This window comes from Shewanella nanhaiensis, from assembly GCF_019457885.1.
Classification (GTDB): Bacteria; Pseudomonadota; Gammaproteobacteria; order Enterobacterales; family Shewanellaceae; genus Shewanella; species Shewanella nanhaiensis.
The window spans coordinates 187,065-203,490 of record NZ_JAHZST010000002.1 but is presented as its reverse complement, the minus strand read 5'-3'; the positions used below and the strand labels follow the sequence as shown (position 1 = coordinate 203,490).

At 42.6% G+C, this 16,426-nt stretch carries 17 protein-coding genes; 14 read left to right on the top strand and 3 right to left on the bottom strand.

The features are described from left to right. Positions 1-34: 34 nt before the first annotated feature. From K0625_RS03165 to K0625_RS03155, 3 genes are all read left to right on the top strand, one after another. A complete protein-coding gene (locus K0625_RS03165) occupies positions 35-334 on the top strand; it encodes a hypothetical protein (RefSeq protein ID WP_220108339.1) in 300 nt (99 codons plus the stop codon). A 156-nt stretch (positions 335-490) separates the two neighbouring features. Then, positions 491-712, top strand: a complete 222-nt coding sequence (locus tag K0625_RS03160; RefSeq protein WP_220108338.1) for a PspC domain-containing protein — start codon at positions 491-493, stop codon at positions 710-712. 78 nt (positions 713-790) lie between these two features. After that, positions 791-1,144, top strand: a complete 354-nt coding sequence (locus tag K0625_RS03155; protein ID WP_220108337.1) for a hypothetical protein — start codon at positions 791-793, stop codon at positions 1,142-1,144. Positions 1,145-1,188: 44 nt separating this feature from the next. Here K0625_RS03155 and K0625_RS03150 read toward each other — a convergent pair whose 3' ends face one another. Beyond that, complete coding sequence (locus K0625_RS03150; RefSeq protein WP_220108336.1) at positions 1,189-1,926, bottom strand: enoyl-CoA hydratase-related protein; 738 nt, start codon at positions 1,924-1,926, stop codon at positions 1,189-1,191. A 32-nt stretch (positions 1,927-1,958) separates the two neighbouring features. Between K0625_RS03150 and K0625_RS03145 the strand changes: the two genes are divergently transcribed. Genes K0625_RS03145 through K0625_RS03135 form a run of 3 tightly spaced genes read left to right on the top strand, consistent with a single transcriptional unit; the run spans position 1,959 to position 4,197 of the window. Further along, positions 1,959-2,435 (top strand): copper chaperone PCu(A)C, encoded by a 477-nt coding sequence (locus tag K0625_RS03145; protein WP_220108335.1) that lies wholly within the window; start codon positions 1,959-1,961, stop codon positions 2,433-2,435. Positions 2,436-2,468: 33 nt separating this feature from the next. Beyond that, complete coding sequence (locus tag K0625_RS03140; protein ID WP_220108334.1) at positions 2,469-3,440, top strand: DUF2333 family protein; 972 nt, start codon at positions 2,469-2,471, stop codon at positions 3,438-3,440. A gap of 7 nt (positions 3,441-3,447) precedes the next feature. Beyond that, entirely contained in the window at positions 3,448-4,197 is a 750-nt protein-coding gene (locus tag K0625_RS03135) for a TIGR04219 family outer membrane beta-barrel protein (protein WP_220108333.1), read from the top strand. A 116-nt stretch (positions 4,198-4,313) separates the two neighbouring features. Here the strand turns inward: K0625_RS03135 and tolC are convergent, their stop codons facing one another. Further along, the gene (tolC, locus tag K0625_RS03130; protein WP_220108332.1) at positions 4,314-5,645 is read right to left on the bottom strand and encodes an outer membrane channel protein TolC; all 1,332 of its coding nucleotides are present in this window, start codon (positions 5,643-5,645) and stop codon (positions 4,314-4,316) included. 313 nt (positions 5,646-5,958) lie between these two features. Between tolC and nudF the strand changes: the two genes are divergently transcribed. From nudF to parC, 7 genes are all read left to right on the top strand, one after another. Further along, the gene (gene nudF / locus K0625_RS03125) at positions 5,959-6,561 is read left to right on the top strand and encodes an ADP-ribose diphosphatase (RefSeq protein ID WP_220108331.1); all 603 of its coding nucleotides are present in this window, start codon (positions 5,959-5,961) and stop codon (positions 6,559-6,561) included. Positions 6,562-6,595: 34 nt separating this feature from the next. Next, positions 6,596-7,057, top strand: coding sequence for a DUF1249 domain-containing protein (locus K0625_RS03120; protein WP_220108330.1), 462 nt, complete (start codon positions 6,596-6,598; stop codon positions 7,055-7,057). Between the two features lie 9 nt (positions 7,058-7,066). Further along, a complete protein-coding gene (gene cpdA / locus K0625_RS03115; protein WP_220108329.1) occupies positions 7,067-7,906 on the top strand; it encodes a 3',5'-cyclic-AMP phosphodiesterase in 840 nt (279 codons plus the stop codon). 239 nt (positions 7,907-8,145) lie between these two features. After that, positions 8,146-8,724, top strand: a complete 579-nt coding sequence (locus K0625_RS03110; protein WP_220108328.1) for a YqiA/YcfP family alpha/beta fold hydrolase — start codon at positions 8,146-8,148, stop codon at positions 8,722-8,724. A gap of 48 nt (positions 8,725-8,772) precedes the next feature. Then, positions 8,773-10,659 carry a DNA topoisomerase IV subunit B gene (gene parE, locus K0625_RS03105; RefSeq protein ID WP_220108327.1) on the top strand — a complete coding sequence of 629 codons (1,887 nt, stop codon included), beginning with the start codon at positions 8,773-8,775 and terminating at the stop codon, positions 10,657-10,659. 51 nt (positions 10,660-10,710) lie between these two features. Then, complete coding sequence (locus tag K0625_RS03100) at positions 10,711-11,871, top strand: PQQ-dependent sugar dehydrogenase (protein WP_220108326.1); 1,161 nt, start codon at positions 10,711-10,713, stop codon at positions 11,869-11,871. Beyond that, positions 11,871-14,144, top strand: coding sequence for a DNA topoisomerase IV subunit A (gene parC / locus K0625_RS03095; RefSeq protein WP_220108325.1), 2,274 nt, complete (start codon positions 11,871-11,873; stop codon positions 14,142-14,144). Before K0625_RS03100 ends, parC begins: the two co-directional genes overlap by 1 nt. A gap of 80 nt (positions 14,145-14,224) precedes the next feature. Here the strand turns inward: parC and K0625_RS03090 are convergent, their stop codons facing one another. Beyond that, on the bottom strand, positions 14,225-14,416 hold the full coding sequence (locus K0625_RS03090) for a bacterioferritin-associated ferredoxin (protein WP_012326772.1): 192 nt from the start codon (positions 14,414-14,416) through the stop codon (positions 14,225-14,227). Between the two features lie 279 nt (positions 14,417-14,695). On the opposite strand from K0625_RS03090, the gene K0625_RS03085 reads away from it, so the two are divergent. Beyond that, on the top strand, positions 14,696-16,276 hold the full coding sequence (locus K0625_RS03085) for a methyl-accepting chemotaxis protein (protein ID WP_220108324.1): 1,581 nt from the start codon (positions 14,696-14,698) through the stop codon (positions 16,274-16,276). The last annotated feature ends 150 nt before the right edge of the window (positions 16,277-16,426 follow it).

Sequence of the window (16,426 nt, the reverse complement as noted above, 5' to 3'; positions counted from 1 at the left end):
TACAAATTACTTAAATCATAGAGAGGAAGGAATCATGTTTAATTCAACTATCAGCAAAGTAGCAAAGTCATCTTTAGTCGTAGCAGTGTTAATGGGAGCAAGTGTAACAGCAAATGCCGACACACTTATTCCTACAGATTTAACCAGTAATCTTGAGCAGAATATTGCAGCACAGATGCAAGATATGATGCAGGTAGCTCAAAGAGAGTTAAGCATCTCACTACAAGCACAACTTTCTTCAAGCATGTTCGATGCTGAAGAGTCAGATGAAGCAGAACAACTTGCTCAAGAGCCGACTGAGCTAGCAATTACAAGTGCCATGGTTAAGGAATAAATATGTTATTTACGTCGGACATTGTGGCCCTGTTATTGACCCCTGTATTTAGTTTTGCGCTTTGTGCCTTAATCGTATGCAGATTTAATTGGCACAAAGTTTAAGGCTGGTAACTGAGCTTTCTAGCAAGATATTTTTAAATGTATGGAGAGATTTATGAGTAGTTTAGATTCGTTAAGTGGCTATATTGCACGAATGAAGCAACCCGATACGCTAGTATGCGGTGTGGCAGCCATGATGGCAGATAAGTTTGATTGGTCCTGTTTGTGGACTAGGGTAGTTTGGGCATTAGCTGTGATCATGAATCCTAGTTTGGGGCTGTTAGTCTACTTTGTATTAGCCTTGGTGTTACCTAAATGGCAGAAAAGTGGCTACTGAGAATAGGCTTAATCATTCATGGAATATCGCTATGCTAATTGAGCGTACGCCTCTATGAAGTTAAAGCGAACCTTAACAATGAAAAGAATTTTGGATCTACTGATTGGATTTAGTATCGTCATTTTGGCTGTGAGTATTTTAATCGCGGCGGTACAAACTTGGGGAACAGCTGAGCTATTCACAGGCGTCGTTTTAGGTGCTGAACCTGTATTCTGGATGGGTTTTAGTGTATGGAGTTTACTCTTTACTGGTGTGATATTACTGATAATTCTGCTTTGGTTAACCTTAGCATTTAGTGTTATCGCTTTGGTTTCTGCATTATGTATTGCAGCTGCGTTAGTCATGATTTTTACTGGTTTTTCACTATTGTGGCCAGTGTTACTTCTTCTGCTTGCAACTTGGGGTGTAAGCCAAGCTAGCCAAATAGACTAGCCTAACTTGCCTGTTTCATATCTAGTTCTTTATCGTAAGTTTTATTATTTTTTTAGAAAAGCCTGAAAGCGCATTTTAGCTTCATCACTTTTTAATCTTGTCTCAAACTCCTTAAGTTCCATCTTCATCTGCTCCCGTATCTGTTCTTTATTGGGACGAAGTAGCGCACGTGTTGCCTGGAGTGCTTGGGGTGGCTGGCTAGCTAATTTTTTTGCTTGAGAGAGTGAGTGTTCAAACACTTTCTCATCGGGCACCAACTCATTAATGATATTGAGTGATTTAGCCGTTTCTGGCCCAAAACTTTCGCCAAGGAGTAAAAGTTCAGAGGCTTTTTGTAAACCAATGAGTTGAGGAAGTAATAAGCTTGCCCCAGCTTCAGGTACCAAGGCTAAGTTAATAAAAGGTAGTTGAAATTTTGCAGAGGGAGCGGCATAAACCAGATCGCAGTGGAGTAGTAAGGTGGTGCCGATCCCCACTGCAGCTCCTGTTACTGCGGCAACAATTGGTTTTGTTAGATCCAGTAGCGTGAATAAGAAACGAAAAGCAGGATGTTCTGCGTCCAGATTACTATTTGTTAAAAAGTCTGCAACATCATTGCCTGAGGTGAAACATTCTGCTTGCCCTCTGATTAAAAAGGCATGAATTGCGTTGTCCGACTCACCTTGGATAAGGTATTCTGTGAGGCTAGTGTACATCTCAAGGCTGAGTGCGTTACGCTTTTCGGGGCGATTAATTGTAATTATTCTAACGCCTTGCTCATCCTGAACCTGAATTGTACTCATTTCGTTATATCCTCTTAGACGAATGGGGTTAAATGGAGTTTAATACATTGAAACAGATATTCAAACAAGTGTTTAATTTGCTCGTCCTGATGTCAATCTCTTTCTCCTCTCTAGCGAGCGTGATGTTAGTGGATGGACATATCAGAGCGATGCCACCAAGTGTGCCAAACAGTGCAGCCTACTTTACCTTGATGAATCATGGTCCAAGCATAAAACTAGTTGGGATTGAGACTACTTTTACTGATGAGGCTCAATTGCATACGGTGTTGGAGGAGGATGGCATGGTTAAGATGCGCCAGGTGTCTAGCTTTGAGATCCCTAAACACGGCACGTTAACCCTAAATGAGTCTGGTGAACATGTGATGCTGATGGGGTTGAAGCAGCCACTGGTATCTGGAGAAACTCTTGAACTAGTTTTAACCTTTGATGATGGTAGTAAACTCCCCATCAGCTTAGTGGTGAGTAAGCAAGGAATGGCTAAAATGCACAGTCATGAGCATCACCATTAATTAAATTTTGGATATAGATAAGGAGCGCAACAGATGCAGATGACATGGAAAAAAGGTGCTGGAATTGCAGTACTTATATTGTTAATTGGTTACTTTATTAGTGTTTGGTGGAGCATTGAACCTGATACGATTAAGCCTCAGGAGCTAAGAAGCCAAAGCAATCATGAGGTGGTTGGCTATGCAACAACAACGTCGTTAATTTTGACGATGGAGACACTTTTAGGAAAAAGTGGTGGTTGGCTATCCAATGACGTTTTGCCCCCTTCAATCTTTATGGATAATATGCCGGCGTTTGAGTTTGGCGCGTTAGAGCAAGCTAGAGATCTTGCACTTATTATGCGCAAAGAGTTTAGCCGCTCTCAATCTCAGTCTGCCGCTGATGCAGACTTGCTTGCCGCACACTCAAAACTAAATATTGAGCACACCAGCTGGCTTGTTCCTAGTGCGGAAGGTGAGTATAAGGATGCGGTTAAGCTGCTTAAAGTTTACCGTGCAAAAATTGCCGATGTGAATAATCAAGATGCACAGTTTTATGCCCGAGCTGACAACTTAAATGAGTGGCTTAAAGAGGTGCAGAAACGCCTTGGTAGCATGTCACAACGTCTATCTGCGAGTGTTGGTCAGGAGCGCTTAAATACCGATCTTGCTGGTGACAGTGAGGCATCGCAATCTACCCCTAATCTTGCCAGTATGCAGATTAAAACAAGCTGGTGGAAAATTGATGATGTCTTTTATGAGACTCGTGGTGCCACGTGGGCTCTGCTGAACTTTATGAAGGCGATTGAGGTCGACTTCGCTGATGTACTGCGTAAAAAGAATGCCGAGGTCAGTTTGCAGCAAATTATTCGTGAACTGGAGGAGACACAACAAGCGGTTTGGAGTCCTATTGTCTTAAATGGTTCTGGATTTGGTGTTGTGGCTAATCACTCTTTAGTGATGGCTAACTATATTTCCCGCGCGAACGCTGCGGTGATTGATCTAACTAACTTATTAACTAAAGGTTAATTTCAAAATGAAAAAAACATTACTAGCGTGTGCGCTATTGGGTTCATTGGCTGCAACTTCTGCACAGGCTTCAACTCTTGTCGGCTTTAAAGTCGGTGGTGACTACTGGCAAGCTGATACCAGTGGTACTTTTGCTGAGAGCGGCCAACCTCAACAAGATTTTGACTACAGCTCATCTTCTCAGGGCAGTATCTGGGTTGCAGTAGAGCATCCTATTCCATTGGTTCCTAATGTGAAAATTAGAGAAAACCGTTTGGATGATAACGGTAGTGCAACTGTTGATGGCTTTGAGTTTGGTGGAACCACTTTTGATGGTGCTGTGAGCACTAGTACTAACTTAAGCAATACTGACTTCGTTCTTTACTATGAGTTGTTAGACAACGACTTAGTGGCACTAGATTTAGGTGCAGCTTATAAGAAGATGCATGGATCACTGCGTGTTAACCATACAGAGACTCAAGGTCGTGTTTCTGCAGAGAAAGATCTAGATAGCGGTATCGTAATGGCTTATGCCGATGCACAAGTTGGCGTGCCAGGCCTTGGACTTTATGGTTTTGCTGAGGTGATGTTAGGTGTCGATGAGACAAGTGTTTACGATTACTCTGTGGGTCTAGGCTGGCAGTTTGATGGCGTAGCACTCGATACTAAGGTGCGCCTAGGTTACCGTGATTTTAGCTTCGATGTGAATGACTTTGATGGTGTGAGCACAAACTCTCAATTCAAAGGTTACTTCGCTGGTGTTGAACTGGTTTTCTAATATTTTAGCATTTAAAAAAACCGCCAGTTAATCTGATTAACTGGCGGTTTTTTATTTAATATCAATCGATATTAGAAGTTGGTATAGCTTGCTGTCACAGCCAAGCTGATAATAACTTATGGGTTTGTCGTTTGAGCTATTAGACCATTGTTGATAGCAATCACATCATCTTCATTCAAGGTTCCAGCTGCTTGCTTTAGCGCTAGAATTGATTTGATGTAACTGTATCTTGCATCTGATAGCTGACGCTTAGAGTCATACAGATCACGAGTACGGTTTAGTACATCGACAATCGTACGAGTACCCACTTCAAAACCTGCTTGAGTTGCACTCAGTGCACTCTCAGATGACACTACCGATTGCTCATAAGCCTTGATTGAACTGATTGAAGCACCGACATTATTAAAGTTGTTACGGACATCTTTAACTACTTTACGGTAGGTTTGCTCCATCTTCTCACTTGCCTCAACAAACTGGTACTGCGCCTGGTTTACTTTTGAGCTGACTTTAAAGCCTTCAAAAATAGGGATGCTGAGTTTTAATGCAACATTGGCATTATCAAAGTTATTTTGAGAACCATCTTGATTCTCCTGCTCAATGTTGGTTGTGTAACCAGCATTTAAGCTTAAAGAGGGCATATGGCCAGCCTTATAAAGTGTAATGGTCTCTTGGGCGATATCTTTACCAATGCGATTGGTCATCAGATCGACACTGTTTGTTTCAGCCATCTTTAACCAATCACTCGATAGTGCAGGTGTTGGGGTAACAGCGGTGAAACGGTTAGTGTCTAGAATGTTGATAGACTTATGATCGATACCTGTGATTTCACGTAGGGCTTCGTAACTATTGATAAGCTGATTTTCAGCTAAAATTTCAGATGCACGGGCTAAATCGTATTGAGCCTGAGCTTCATGTACATCGGTAATCGCAGTTAGACCTACAGCAAATCTTTGCTTTGTCTGCTCTAATTGACGCTCAATTGCACGTTTCTCAGACCCCTTAAACTCAAAATTATCTTTTGCAGAAAGGACATCGAAGTATGCTGTGGTTACACGGATAATTAGGGTTTGCAAGGTTGATGCGTAGATAGAGTCAGCCTGAGAAGCGGCTAGCTCTGCTAAGCTTAATCCTACCCAAGCGCTGTGATCATAGATGACTTGATTTAAACTTACACCTGCATTGAGTCCGCTTGAATCAGTTTGAGGAAGGGTCTCCTCATCACGCCAGCTTTTACCGTAACCAACGCTTGCACTGATTGTTGGAAGTAAAGGTGCACGATTCTCTTCTATCTGTTCATACAGTGAATCACGTTGAGCTTGAGCTTGTAGCGCAACTGGATCGCTTGTTAGCGCCTGTTGATATATCTGCAATAAGTCATCGGCTTGAACCGCTGAAGAGGTTGCTGCAAGCGTAAGGGCTGCACATATCGTTCGGATCTTGAATTTCATTAGTTGTCCTTTTTAGACAAAATCCTCCACTGGAGGAGCAAATTAACTTGTTAGAGCTAAATGATACCTTGCACATCAATGCGAGGCGGTTTGCGCTTCCCGACGCTTCCCGATACATCTAAACTTAATGATGATAATCTTTTAAAGATAGATATTAAGAAATTACCAGTTTTTAAGTCAACTCGGAAGTGTAACAGTTTTTAATTTTAATTATGTTTTTTCTCTTAAAATTGGCTCTACTCTTAATACTAAGGACTTATTGTATTATTTTTTATTCTGGCTTGTTGTAATCAGATTAAATAGAGGGATGAGAATGAAACAGAAATTCAATCGCCAAGATATCGAACTGTTGGAAGTGAAAAGTATATTTAATGGTTTCTTTACCATGGATGAATATCGATTTAAGCATAAATTGTTTAAAGGTGGTTGGAGTGGTGAGGTAAAAAGAGAGGTTTTTGAACGTGGGGATGCCGTCGTGGTGCTTCCTTATGATCCAATTCGGGATCAAGTCGTGCTGATTGAGCAGATCCGTATTCCTGTTATCCGCTCGGGACAAACTCCTTGGTTATTAGAGTTAGTGGCGGGAATGATAGAGCCAAATGAAGTCGCCATTGATGTTGCCCATCGTGAGTTGCTGGAGGAGTCGGGACTTAAGGCTAAACAGGTTAATTTGATCTCCAGTTATTTTTCTAGCCCAGGTGGCACAAGTGAGAAGTTTGATTTCTTTTGGGCGGAAGTGGATGCGAGTTTAGCGAAAGGTGTTCATGGGCTTGATGAGGAGGATGAGGATATTCAAGTACATGTGATGAGCCGTGAACAAGCATTTACTTTAGTTAAAGATGGTATAATCAATAATGCATCTACTGTCATTGGGCTCCAATGGCTTGAACTGAACTATCAGAATTTGCAAAAATAACCCTGAAACTTTTGTCGTATCGAAGGAACTAGTAGTGAGTAAGCTAGCACGTCCTCTTAATGGATATTTAAATACTAAGAGGTACCAACCTGATATTAATAAGTTTTTATCACTTTGTGGTCGAAATTATTTCCATATCTTAAGGTGGTTACCTAGTGATGCTAGCCAAGGAGATGCTTGGGTGGTTGAAGAGGATATTGGTTGTCTGAATGTACGATTGCTCGAAAATACTAGTTATACCCAGCTTATTGAGATCTCTAGGTGCGTAGGTCAATCTGATTATATTCATTCACCTTGCGTATCAGTTCGTGTTTATCATGATGCTAAATTAGCAGAAGTGTTAACTAGTCGACAGATTTCTCAGTTAAGTCCAGTATATGATTATCCAAATATACGTATGTACCATCGAGACGAAAAGTATCAAGTGAATGCTTTTCTAGAAGAGTTATTAAAGATAGGTGGCCATATGAGCGCCATTTGTCTGTCAGAATCTTAGGGTTAGAATGTGTTAGAAGAGGCTATCTCTTATTCCATTGATGTTGAAGCTAGCGTGAAGATCGTACAAGTTACGGATCCACATCTGTTTGCCGATCATGATGCGCAGCTATTAGGTGTCAATACAGCCCAGAGTTTGCATGCGGTTCTAAATACGATTGATGCTGTTCACTATCCTGCGGATTTTATGTTGGCATCTGGCGATATTAGTCAAGATTACTCGGCAGCGTCATACCATAACTTCGTTAAAGCGATCTCTCCTCTGGGCTTACCTTGTCACTACCTGCCTGGAAATCATGATGATCCAAGGATCATGCGGTTGAATATGCAGGGGCCTAAGATTTTTGGTCACAGACGTATTTTAGTTGGCAGCTGGCAGGTTATTATGCTGGATTCAACTGTTCGTGGTAAGCCAGGTGGTTACATGTCTGATGCGGAGTTTGAGCTTATTAAAGCCGCCGCAGAGGATCAACCAGAGCGTCATATCTTGCTTGCTATGCATCATAATCCTATTCTCGTCGGTTGTGCTTGGTTAGATCAGCACTGGATGAGTAACGGTAGTGAGTTTCTTGAGTTGGTTGCTAAGATCCCGCAAGTTAAAGGTTTGCTATGGGGGCATGTACATCAACAGATAGATCAAGAATACCTTGGGCTGCACGGCCCGATAAAGTTGATGGCTACACCCTCAACTTGCATTCAGTTCAAACCTAAATCTTCCTATTTTGCATTGGATGCCGTTCAGCCAGGCTATCGTCTGCTTGAACTTAAAGCCGACGGCAATATCTTAACGAATGTATACCGAGTTCCTGGTGAGCTTTTCTCTCCGGATAAAAGTGCCAGCGGGTATTAGATAACTCAAGTTTTGTAGCCTTTGCTAACAGGAGTTATTTTTCGCTTGCGCTAAACAGACGTTAACTTAAGGCAAATTGAGCGATATAATGGCTCTAAGTGACATATTTCGGCCATTGTACTTGGTAGAACCCCTAGCAAGTGTTAGCATTCAATCGATTGTTTTATGAGTTTTGAAATTCAATTAAATTGATACCTTAAGATTATAGGGTGTTTGCATAATCTTATATATGAGGAACTATGCTGCTTTATATCCATGGGTTTAATAGCTCCCCTTTATCGGAAAAGGGGCTCATGACTGCCCAGTTTATGGCTGAGTTTTACCCTGATATCACTTTCCATCAGCCTCAACTACCTCCAGACCCAACTGATGGCGTGACACTATTATCATCGATCGTAGAGTCAGCATTAGCACAAGGTGAGACGCTGAATTTTATTGGCTCATCTCTTGGTGGTTACTATGCCAGTTACTTAGTTGAGAAGTATGGTGGCCGAGCAGTACTGGTTAATCCAGCAGTAAAACCGTTTGAACTGTTTGATGAATTTATAGGGCCTCAACATAACCCCTATACAGACGAACATTATCAAGTGGTTGCGCAGCATAAAGATGATGTAAAAGCATTTAATACAGAAGCTATTTTAAATCCTGATCGATTTTTAGTGTTACTACAATCGGGTGACGAAGTGCTTGATTATCGACAAGCCGTTCAGAAATATCACTGTTGCCAACTACTACTTGAGGCTGGCGGTGACCATAGCTTTGTTGGCTATGATAAGAAGTTGAAAAGGATCTGTCAGTTTCTGTTTCTTGACAAATAACCATACAGGGCCGCAACATGGCCTTAATAACTATAAAATATGTGTGCCATGACAAATCAATATACCTCTGATGCAATTGAAGTCCTTAATGGACTGGATCCTGTAAAACGCCGCCCTGGTATGTATACCGACACCACGCGTCCGAACCATTTAGGACAAGAGGTTATTGATAACAGTGTCGATGAAGCTCTGGCGGGGCATGCAACTAAAATTGATGTTATTTTGCATAAAGATAACTCTCTTGAGGTTATCGATGATGGTCGTGGTATGCCTATCGATATCCACCCTGAAGAGGGGATCCCAGGTGTCGAACTTATCTTAACCAAACTCCATGCTGGCGGAAAGTTCTCTAACGACAATTACCAGTTTTCTGGTGGTTTACATGGTGTCGGTATCTCAGTCGTTAACGCCTTATCTAACCGAGTTGAGATAACTGTACGCCGAAACGGCCTTGTTTATGATATGGCTTTTGAGCATGGTGATAAGGTTGAAGATCTGACAGAGACCGGAACCTGTGGCCGACGTAATACAGGTACTCGAGTGCACTTTTGGCCTACCCCTAGCTATTTCGATTCCGCCAATTTCTCTATTCCCAAGCTGACCTATCTGTTAAGAGCCAAGGCAGTATTATGTCCTGGGCTTAAGATTAAGTTTGTCAATAAACAGACCGATGAGACAACAGAGTGGCATTATGAGAGTGGCCTGACCGATTACCTTATCTCCTCGGTAAAAGACTCCTTGATGCTACCTGAAGATCCTTTTGTTGGCTCGATGAAGGGGAATCAAGAAGCGGTTGATTGGGCAATTACTTGGTTACCAGAGGGTGGTGATTATCTCAATGAGAGTTATGTCAACCTGATCCCTACGCCTCTAGGTGGCACCCATGTTAATGGTTTCAGGCAGGGCTTATTGGACTCGATGCGTGAGTTCTGTGAGTTTCGCAACCTTATCCCTAGGGGCATAAAGTTAACCCCTGAAGATATTTGGGATCGTAGTAGCTTTATCTTGTCGGTGAAGATGCAAGATCCGCAATTTGCAGGCCAAACTAAAGAGAAGCTTTCGAGCCGTCAAAGTGCAGCATTTGTATCGGGTATTGTAAGAGACGCCTTTAGTTTGTGGTTAAACACCCATACAGACCAAGCCGCAGCCCTCGCTGAGATGTGTATCAACAACGCTCAGAAGCGTTTAAAGTCTGCTAAAAAGGTTGCGCGAAAGAAGGTAACATCTGGTCCAGCACTACCGGGTAAACTGACCGATTGTAGTGGTCAAGATCCTATGCGTGGGGAGCTTTTCCTTGTGGAGGGGGACTCTGCTGGCGGAAGTGCAAAACAGGCGCGAGATCGTGAATTTCAGGCAATTATGCCCCTTCGTGGTAAGATCTTAAACACTTGGGAGGTGGACGCAAGCCAAGTGTTAGCGTCGCAAGAGGTTCATGATATCTCTGTGGCAATAGGCTGCGATCCAGATTGTGAAGATATTTCCGAGCTTAGATACGGTAAAATATGTATATTAGCGGATGCTGATTCCGATGGGCTGCATATTGCTACCTTGCTGTGCGCACTATTTATGAAGCATTATAAGGTGCTGGTTGAGCATGGTCATGTTTATGTTGCTATGCCACCACTGTTCCGTGTTGATGTGGGTAAAGAGGTTTTTTATGCACTGGATGAGGCGGAGAGGGATGGCATTTTAGACCGTATTACGGCTGAAAAGAAGAAAGGCAAGGTTCAGGTTACCCGATTTAAAGGGCTAGGTGAGATGAATCCTCTTCAGTTAAGAGAGACTACCATGGATCCTAATACCCGTAGACTCGTTCAGTTAACGATTGACGATGTAGAAGATACAATGGCAGTAATGGATATGCTGCTTGCTAAGAAGCGTTCTGGAGATAGAAAAACCTGGTTAGAAACTAAGGGTGATTTGGCAGACTTTTAGACCAAGTTAGCTTATATGCCAATCTATATTTAAGTAGGCTTTATAATAATAATGTTGTTGAATCAGACAAAGAATCACAAATGGATCTGCATGTTTTGGGCTTGTGTCTCAGGGCTTTTTAGCCTGTCGGTACAAGCCGCTTCGCAGCCTAAGATGATTACGGTATCTAAAGGCTTTGGTCTCACACTCTATGCATCGGATCTCGGTGATGCTAAACAGATGGCGTTAGGTGATAAAGGTACGCTGTTTGTTGGTTCCCATAAGAAAGGGACCATACTTGCGCTAGTTGACAGTAATCAAGATGGCCGGGTTGATAAACGTTATGTGGTAGCAAAAGGCTTAGATAACCCCGAAGCGATCGCATTTTATAATGGCGATCTTTATGCCGCAGTAGATGAGCGGATCATACGTTTTAAAGATATCGAAAACCGTTTGAGACGTCCTGGGCGTGGCAAGGAGGTGTATGACCGCTTGCCTGGTAAGACAAACAAGAGCCATAGAGCGTTAAACTTTGGACCTGATGGGCGTTTGTATGTCTCTATAGGGGCGCCCTGTAACGTCTGTGAAGCTGAAGACCCTTTTGGTAGCATTATTGCTATCGATATAGAAACTGGTAGCAGTGAACAGATAGCTTCTGGGATCCGTAACGTCACCGGTTTCGATTGGTCTCCTCAAGATCAAAGTTTATGGTTTGCCGATCTCGGTAGAGATTGGATGGGAGACAGGTTACCGCCAGATGAGATCAATCGCGTTGAAGCTGTAGGCGGCCATTATGGCTTTCCCTACCTACACGCCAAATCTGTACTTGAACCTGCTTATGAGAAACCCAAAAACCTAAAGATCACTTTACCTAATTATGAGTTGCCTGCTCATGTCGCTCCCATGGGACTACATTTTTACCGTGGTGAGCAGTTCCCGCCTAGATACCATAATCAGATGTTTGTGGCGGAAAATGGTTCTTGGAACCGATCCAGTAAAATTGGCTACCAAGTCGTAATGCTGGAAATTGAGAACAATAAAGTCATCAAACGAAGTCCAGTTGTTAGCTTTTTAGATGGAGAGTTTCCAGTCGCTAGACCTTACTCGGTATTAACCGCCCCTGATGGCGCTATGTATATTTCAGATGATCTGAAAGGCAACATCTATCGTTTGTATTATAAAGAAACTATCAATGAAAAGAGTGAACCTGAGCCAGAACAGGATAATGAATAATGAGTGATGCGATAGATTTAAGTCTTGATGGTGTTGAGCAGATGCCGATGCGCCGCTTCACGGAAGATGCATACCTAAACTACTCCATGTACGTCATCATGGATCGAGCTTTACCCCATATTGGTGATGGCCTTAAGCCAGTTCAACGTCGAATAATCTATGCGATGAGTGAGTTAGGGTTAACTGCACAGTCAAAGCATAAGAAGTCAGCTCGTACCGTTGGTGATGTATTGGGTAAATATCATCCTCACGGTGATAGTGCTTGTTATGAAGCTATGGTGTTGATGGCACAGCCATTCTCCTATCGTTACCCTTTAGTTGATGGTCAAGGTAACTGGGGGGCGCCGGATGATCCTAAATCTTTCGCCGCAATGCGTTATACCGAAGCTCGTTTATCTAAGTTTTCTGAGGTTTTACTCAGCGAGTTAGGTCAGGGGACAGTTGATTGGGGCGTGAATTTTGACGGTACGATGAAGGAACCTTTAGTCCTTCCATCCCGTTTACCTCATATTTTGCTCAACGGTATTACCGGTATTGCTGTGGGTATGGCAACTGATGTGCCACCCCATAACACCCGAGAGTTGGTGTCTGCTTGTATTGAGCTTTTGGATAATCCCAAAGCCGAGCTTGCTGAAATTATGGAGCATGTTCCTGGGCCTGATTATCCAACTGAAGCTGAGATCATCACACCTGCTGCCGATATTGTTAAAATCTATACCACTGGGCGTGGCTCGATAAAGGCCCGTGCAGTTTATGCGGTTGAGAATGGCGAGATTGTGATAACAGCACTTCCGCATCAGGCCAGTGGCGGAAAGATACTAGAGCAGATTGCCGCTCAAATGCAGGCTAAAAAGCTTCCTATGGTTGTTGACCTTAGGGATGAGTCAGATCATGAAAGCCCTGTTCGCATCGTCATCGTTCCTCGCTCTAATCGTATAGATTGTGACCAAGTGATGGCTCACCTGTTTGCAACCACAGATCTGGAGAAATCCTTCCGAGTTAACCTGAATATTCTTGGTTTAAACGGCCGTCCTCAAGTTAAGGGGCTACTGCAGATATTGAATGAATGGTTGGAGTACCGCTTTCAAACGGTCACTCGCCGAGTTCAATATCGACTTGATAAGATACTCGCAAGGTTACATATTCTTGATGCGTTAATGATTGCATTTTTGAATATTGATGAAGTGATTGAGATCATCCGTTATGAGGAAGATCCTAAAGCTGAATTGATGTCGCGGTATAACTTATCTGATAAGCAAGCCGACGCCATTTTGGATCTTAAACTACGTCATTTAGCCAAGCTAGAAGAGTTTAAGATTAAAACTGAGCAGAGCGAACTTGAAGCTGAGCGTGATAAGTTACAGCTGCTGTTAAGCTCTGATAGAAGAATGAAGACTTTGATTAAGAAAGAGTTGAAGCAAGATGCCGAAACTTATGGTGATGATAGACGTTCACCCTTAATTGAGCGAAGTGAGTCCAAGGCGTTAACTGAGCATGAACTTGCACCCGTTGAGGCTGTTACCGTCGTTCTGTCTGAGAAGGGTTGGGTTCGCTGTGCTAAGGGGCATGATATAGATGCTAAAGCCTTGTCCTATAAAGCGGGTGATAGCTTCCTGTGTTCAGCCACTGGTCGGAGTAATCAACCGAGTGTCTTTATTGGCTCCACTGGTCGTGCATTTGCAACTGAAACACATACCTTGCCATCGGCTAGAAGTCAGGGAGAGCCAATTACAACTCGATTTAATCTCTCTCCTGGTGAGATCATGGAACATGTGTTGCTGGGCGATGAAGATAAATATTACCTATTGGCTTCTGATGCCGGTTATGGTTTTGTCGGCTCCTACAAAGATATGATCTCAAGGAATAAAGCTGGCAAGGCGCTATTGACCTTACCTGCTAATTCAAAAGTGATTTCACCTAAGCTGGTCGATAGGTCAAGATCTGAGTCTATTTTGGCTATTACTAACGAAGGGCGAATGCTGCTGTTTTCTATGGAAGCACTGCCACAGCTATCTAAAGGTAAAGGCAATAAGATTATTGGCATTCCTGGTGAGCGTGCTAAAGCGCGTGAGGAGCTCTTAATTCATCTCTATGTTGTGCCAGAAGATACCAGTGTGACTCTTTGGGCTGGTAAGCGAAAACTCACCCTTAAGCCGAGCGACCTTGAACACTACAGAGGTGAGCGAGGCAGACGTGGTGCTAAGCTTCCAAGAGGGTTACAGCGTGTTGATAGTGTGGAGCTCGGTGAAGGCACACAAACCATCGTTGAGTAATGATTTATCAATGTTAGACATAAAAAAAGCTGCTATACGCAGCTTTTTTTATTTCTGTTAACTAGGCTGCTTCATAATCATTAGGCAACTTCATAATAGTTAGGTTCAACATCCAGTTGTCTTTGAATTATCTGAGTTGCCATTTTTACGCATTTACCACATTGATCGCCTACACCTAAGCGCTTTTTTACATCATTGAGAGAGATGTCACCTTGGCTAACAGCTTCTTTGATCTGAGTATCGGTTACAGCATGGCAAAGACAAACGTACATTTAATTAAACCTGCAATTTGGATTAATGTGAGTATAAATGAAAACGATTCTCAATGCTAATAACTGCTGATTATTATTAAAAACAAAAAACTAGTCAGTCGTTATTAAAAAGTGTGAGCTATATTTATTTAATAGCAAAAAGTTGAACTTAGACCTGTTTGTAGCGAAATAAATTGTTTTTTAGTATGAATTTGGCCTTGGGTGTCGTTTTTTCTACTCATAGCAGCTACTCTGACGGGTAAATGATTAAAAAGAACACTATTTTAGTGGAGTCATGGCATGAGACAAAATTTACCCGTCACTCAGAAAAATTATGATTATCCAGCTGATTGGATACTGCTTTCGACGACAGATACCAGCAGCATAATTAAGTATGCAAATCCTTCATTTTGTAATGTTGCTGGTTACCAATTAGATAAAATGGTGGGTGAACCCCATAATATGGTGCGCCACCCAGATATGCCACCCGCGGCATTTGAAGATCTTTGGACGACCATTAAAGGCGGGCACCCATGGAAGGGGATGGTGAAAAACCGTTGTGCCAATGGTGATCATTATTGGGTTGATGCATTTGTTACTCCTATCTCTGAAGGCGGGAAGGTGGTGGAGTACCAGTCTGTTCGAACTAAACCTACATCTGAGCAGATAGATAGGGCCGAAGAGTCCTATAAAGAGCTAAATGAGAAGGGAAGTGTTGCTAAACTGAAGCGTGTTATGAGTTTGCCAAATAAAATTATGGCGCTGTCAGTTATCGCACTTTTACCAATGCTATATGTTGCAATACAGTCTGGTTTACTAGCAATGGCTCTTTTTGCTGTGACGGCTGTTGTGTTACTAGTTGGTTTGAACATGCTATTGGTAAGATATAAGGCTATTGTTGCTCACTGTAAGGCGATCTACTCTAGCCCGTTAATGTCCTATCTATATACAGGTCACACTGATGATATAGCCCAAATTGAATTGGCGCTGCGAATGCAGTCATCTGAGATGAAAGCCATGCTTGGCCGCGCTTTAGACTCTTGTGAACAGTCTGCATGTAAAGCAACAGAATCAGTGACAAAAGGGGAGGAGGTGAAAAATAATAGTGACTCCTTAACCCGTGAGGTTGAACAGGTTGCAACGGCTATGCAAGAGATGACCGCAACCTTAGGAGATATGGCTTCAAATTGCTCCGATGCTGCTAACTCATCTCAATCTGCTTCTGATGAAGCAAATGCTGGTGATGCAATTGTGACTCAGACCATATCTTCAATAGAGTTAATGTCTTCCCAGCTCACAGAAACATCATTAGTGATTAAAGACCTAGAGGAGCAGAGTAAAGGGATTGGTACCGTTTTAGATGTGATCCAAAGTATCGCAGAGCAAACTAATCTACTTGCATTAAATGCTGCTATTGAGGCTGCAAGGGCTGGTGAGCAAGGTCGAGGTTTTGCTGTTGTTGCGGATGAGGTGCGAGCGTTAGCCAAACGAACCCATGATTCAACGACTGAGATTCAAAATATGATTAACCTGCTGCAGCAGGGAACGGCAAAAGCTGTGCAGAGTATGCATCAAGGTGCAGATTCAGCTTCACAATGTGTTGACCAAGCGGCTCAAGCGGGTAATGCATTGAGGACAATAAAAGAGGCTATTGTCTCTATTTCAGATATGACTCACCATATCGCCAGTGCCGTTGAGGAGCAGTCAAGCGTCTCTAATGAGGTGAATCGGAGTATGGTTAATATCTCTCAACTCAATGGCTCATCCAATGATTTAGGTGATGAGATGATAGGTTTAAATCATGTTGTGGTGACCAATATTAACTCGCAGAAGGCCTTGGTAGAGCAGTTCCTTAAACGGAGTCAGAAGCAAGCTTTATAGCACCGTTAGTATAAACAGATAAGGGAGGCTTAGGCTTCCTTTTTTATAAAGTTAGTGGTCTAAAACCTTAAAGATATTACAGTATGAGACTCAAGGAAGGAGGTGCATGTGAGGGGGAAATCGTTTAAGAGTGTTATTTGCCGCTAGTCG

What these genes read in the sequence shown, in the direction of transcription:
- K0625_RS03165 (WP_220108339.1), top strand. Translation starts at nt 35, where the DNA reads ATGTTTAATTCAACTATCAGCAAAGTAGCAAAGTCATCTTTAGTCGTA.
- K0625_RS03160 (WP_220108338.1), top strand. Translation starts at nt 491, where the DNA reads ATGAGTAGTTTAGATTCGTTAAGTGGCTATATTGCACGAATGAAGCAA.
- K0625_RS03155 (WP_220108337.1), top strand. Translation starts at nt 791, where the DNA reads ATGAAAAGAATTTTGGATCTACTGATTGGATTTAGTATCGTCATTTTG.
- K0625_RS03150 (WP_220108336.1), bottom strand. Translation starts at nt 1,926, where the DNA reads ATGAGTACAATTCAGGTTCAGGATGAGCAAGGCGTTAGAATAATTACA.
- K0625_RS03145 (WP_220108335.1), top strand. Translation starts at nt 1,959, where the DNA reads ATGGAGTTTAATACATTGAAACAGATATTCAAACAAGTGTTTAATTTG.
- K0625_RS03140 (WP_220108334.1), top strand. Translation starts at nt 2,469, where the DNA reads ATGCAGATGACATGGAAAAAAGGTGCTGGAATTGCAGTACTTATATTG.
- K0625_RS03135 (WP_220108333.1), top strand. Translation starts at nt 3,448, where the DNA reads ATGAAAAAAACATTACTAGCGTGTGCGCTATTGGGTTCATTGGCTGCA.
- tolC (WP_220108332.1), bottom strand. Translation starts at nt 5,645, where the DNA reads ATGAAATTCAAGATCCGAACGATATGTGCAGCCCTTACGCTTGCAGCA.
- nudF (WP_220108331.1), top strand. Translation starts at nt 5,959, where the DNA reads ATGAAACAGAAATTCAATCGCCAAGATATCGAACTGTTGGAAGTGAAA.
- K0625_RS03110 (WP_220108328.1), top strand. Translation starts at nt 8,146, where the DNA reads ATGCTGCTTTATATCCATGGGTTTAATAGCTCCCCTTTATCGGAAAAG.
- parE (WP_220108327.1), top strand. Translation starts at nt 8,773, where the DNA reads ATGACAAATCAATATACCTCTGATGCAATTGAAGTCCTTAATGGACTG.
- K0625_RS03100 (WP_220108326.1), top strand. Translation starts at nt 10,711, where the DNA reads ATGTTGTTGAATCAGACAAAGAATCACAAATGGATCTGCATGTTTTGG.
- parC (WP_220108325.1), top strand. Translation starts at nt 11,871, where the DNA reads ATGAGTGATGCGATAGATTTAAGTCTTGATGGTGTTGAGCAGATGCCG.
- K0625_RS03090 (WP_012326772.1), bottom strand. Translation starts at nt 14,416, where the DNA reads ATGTACGTTTGTCTTTGCCATGCTGTAACCGATACTCAGATCAAAGAA.
- K0625_RS03085 (WP_220108324.1), top strand. Translation starts at nt 14,696, where the DNA reads ATGAGACAAAATTTACCCGTCACTCAGAAAAATTATGATTATCCAGCT.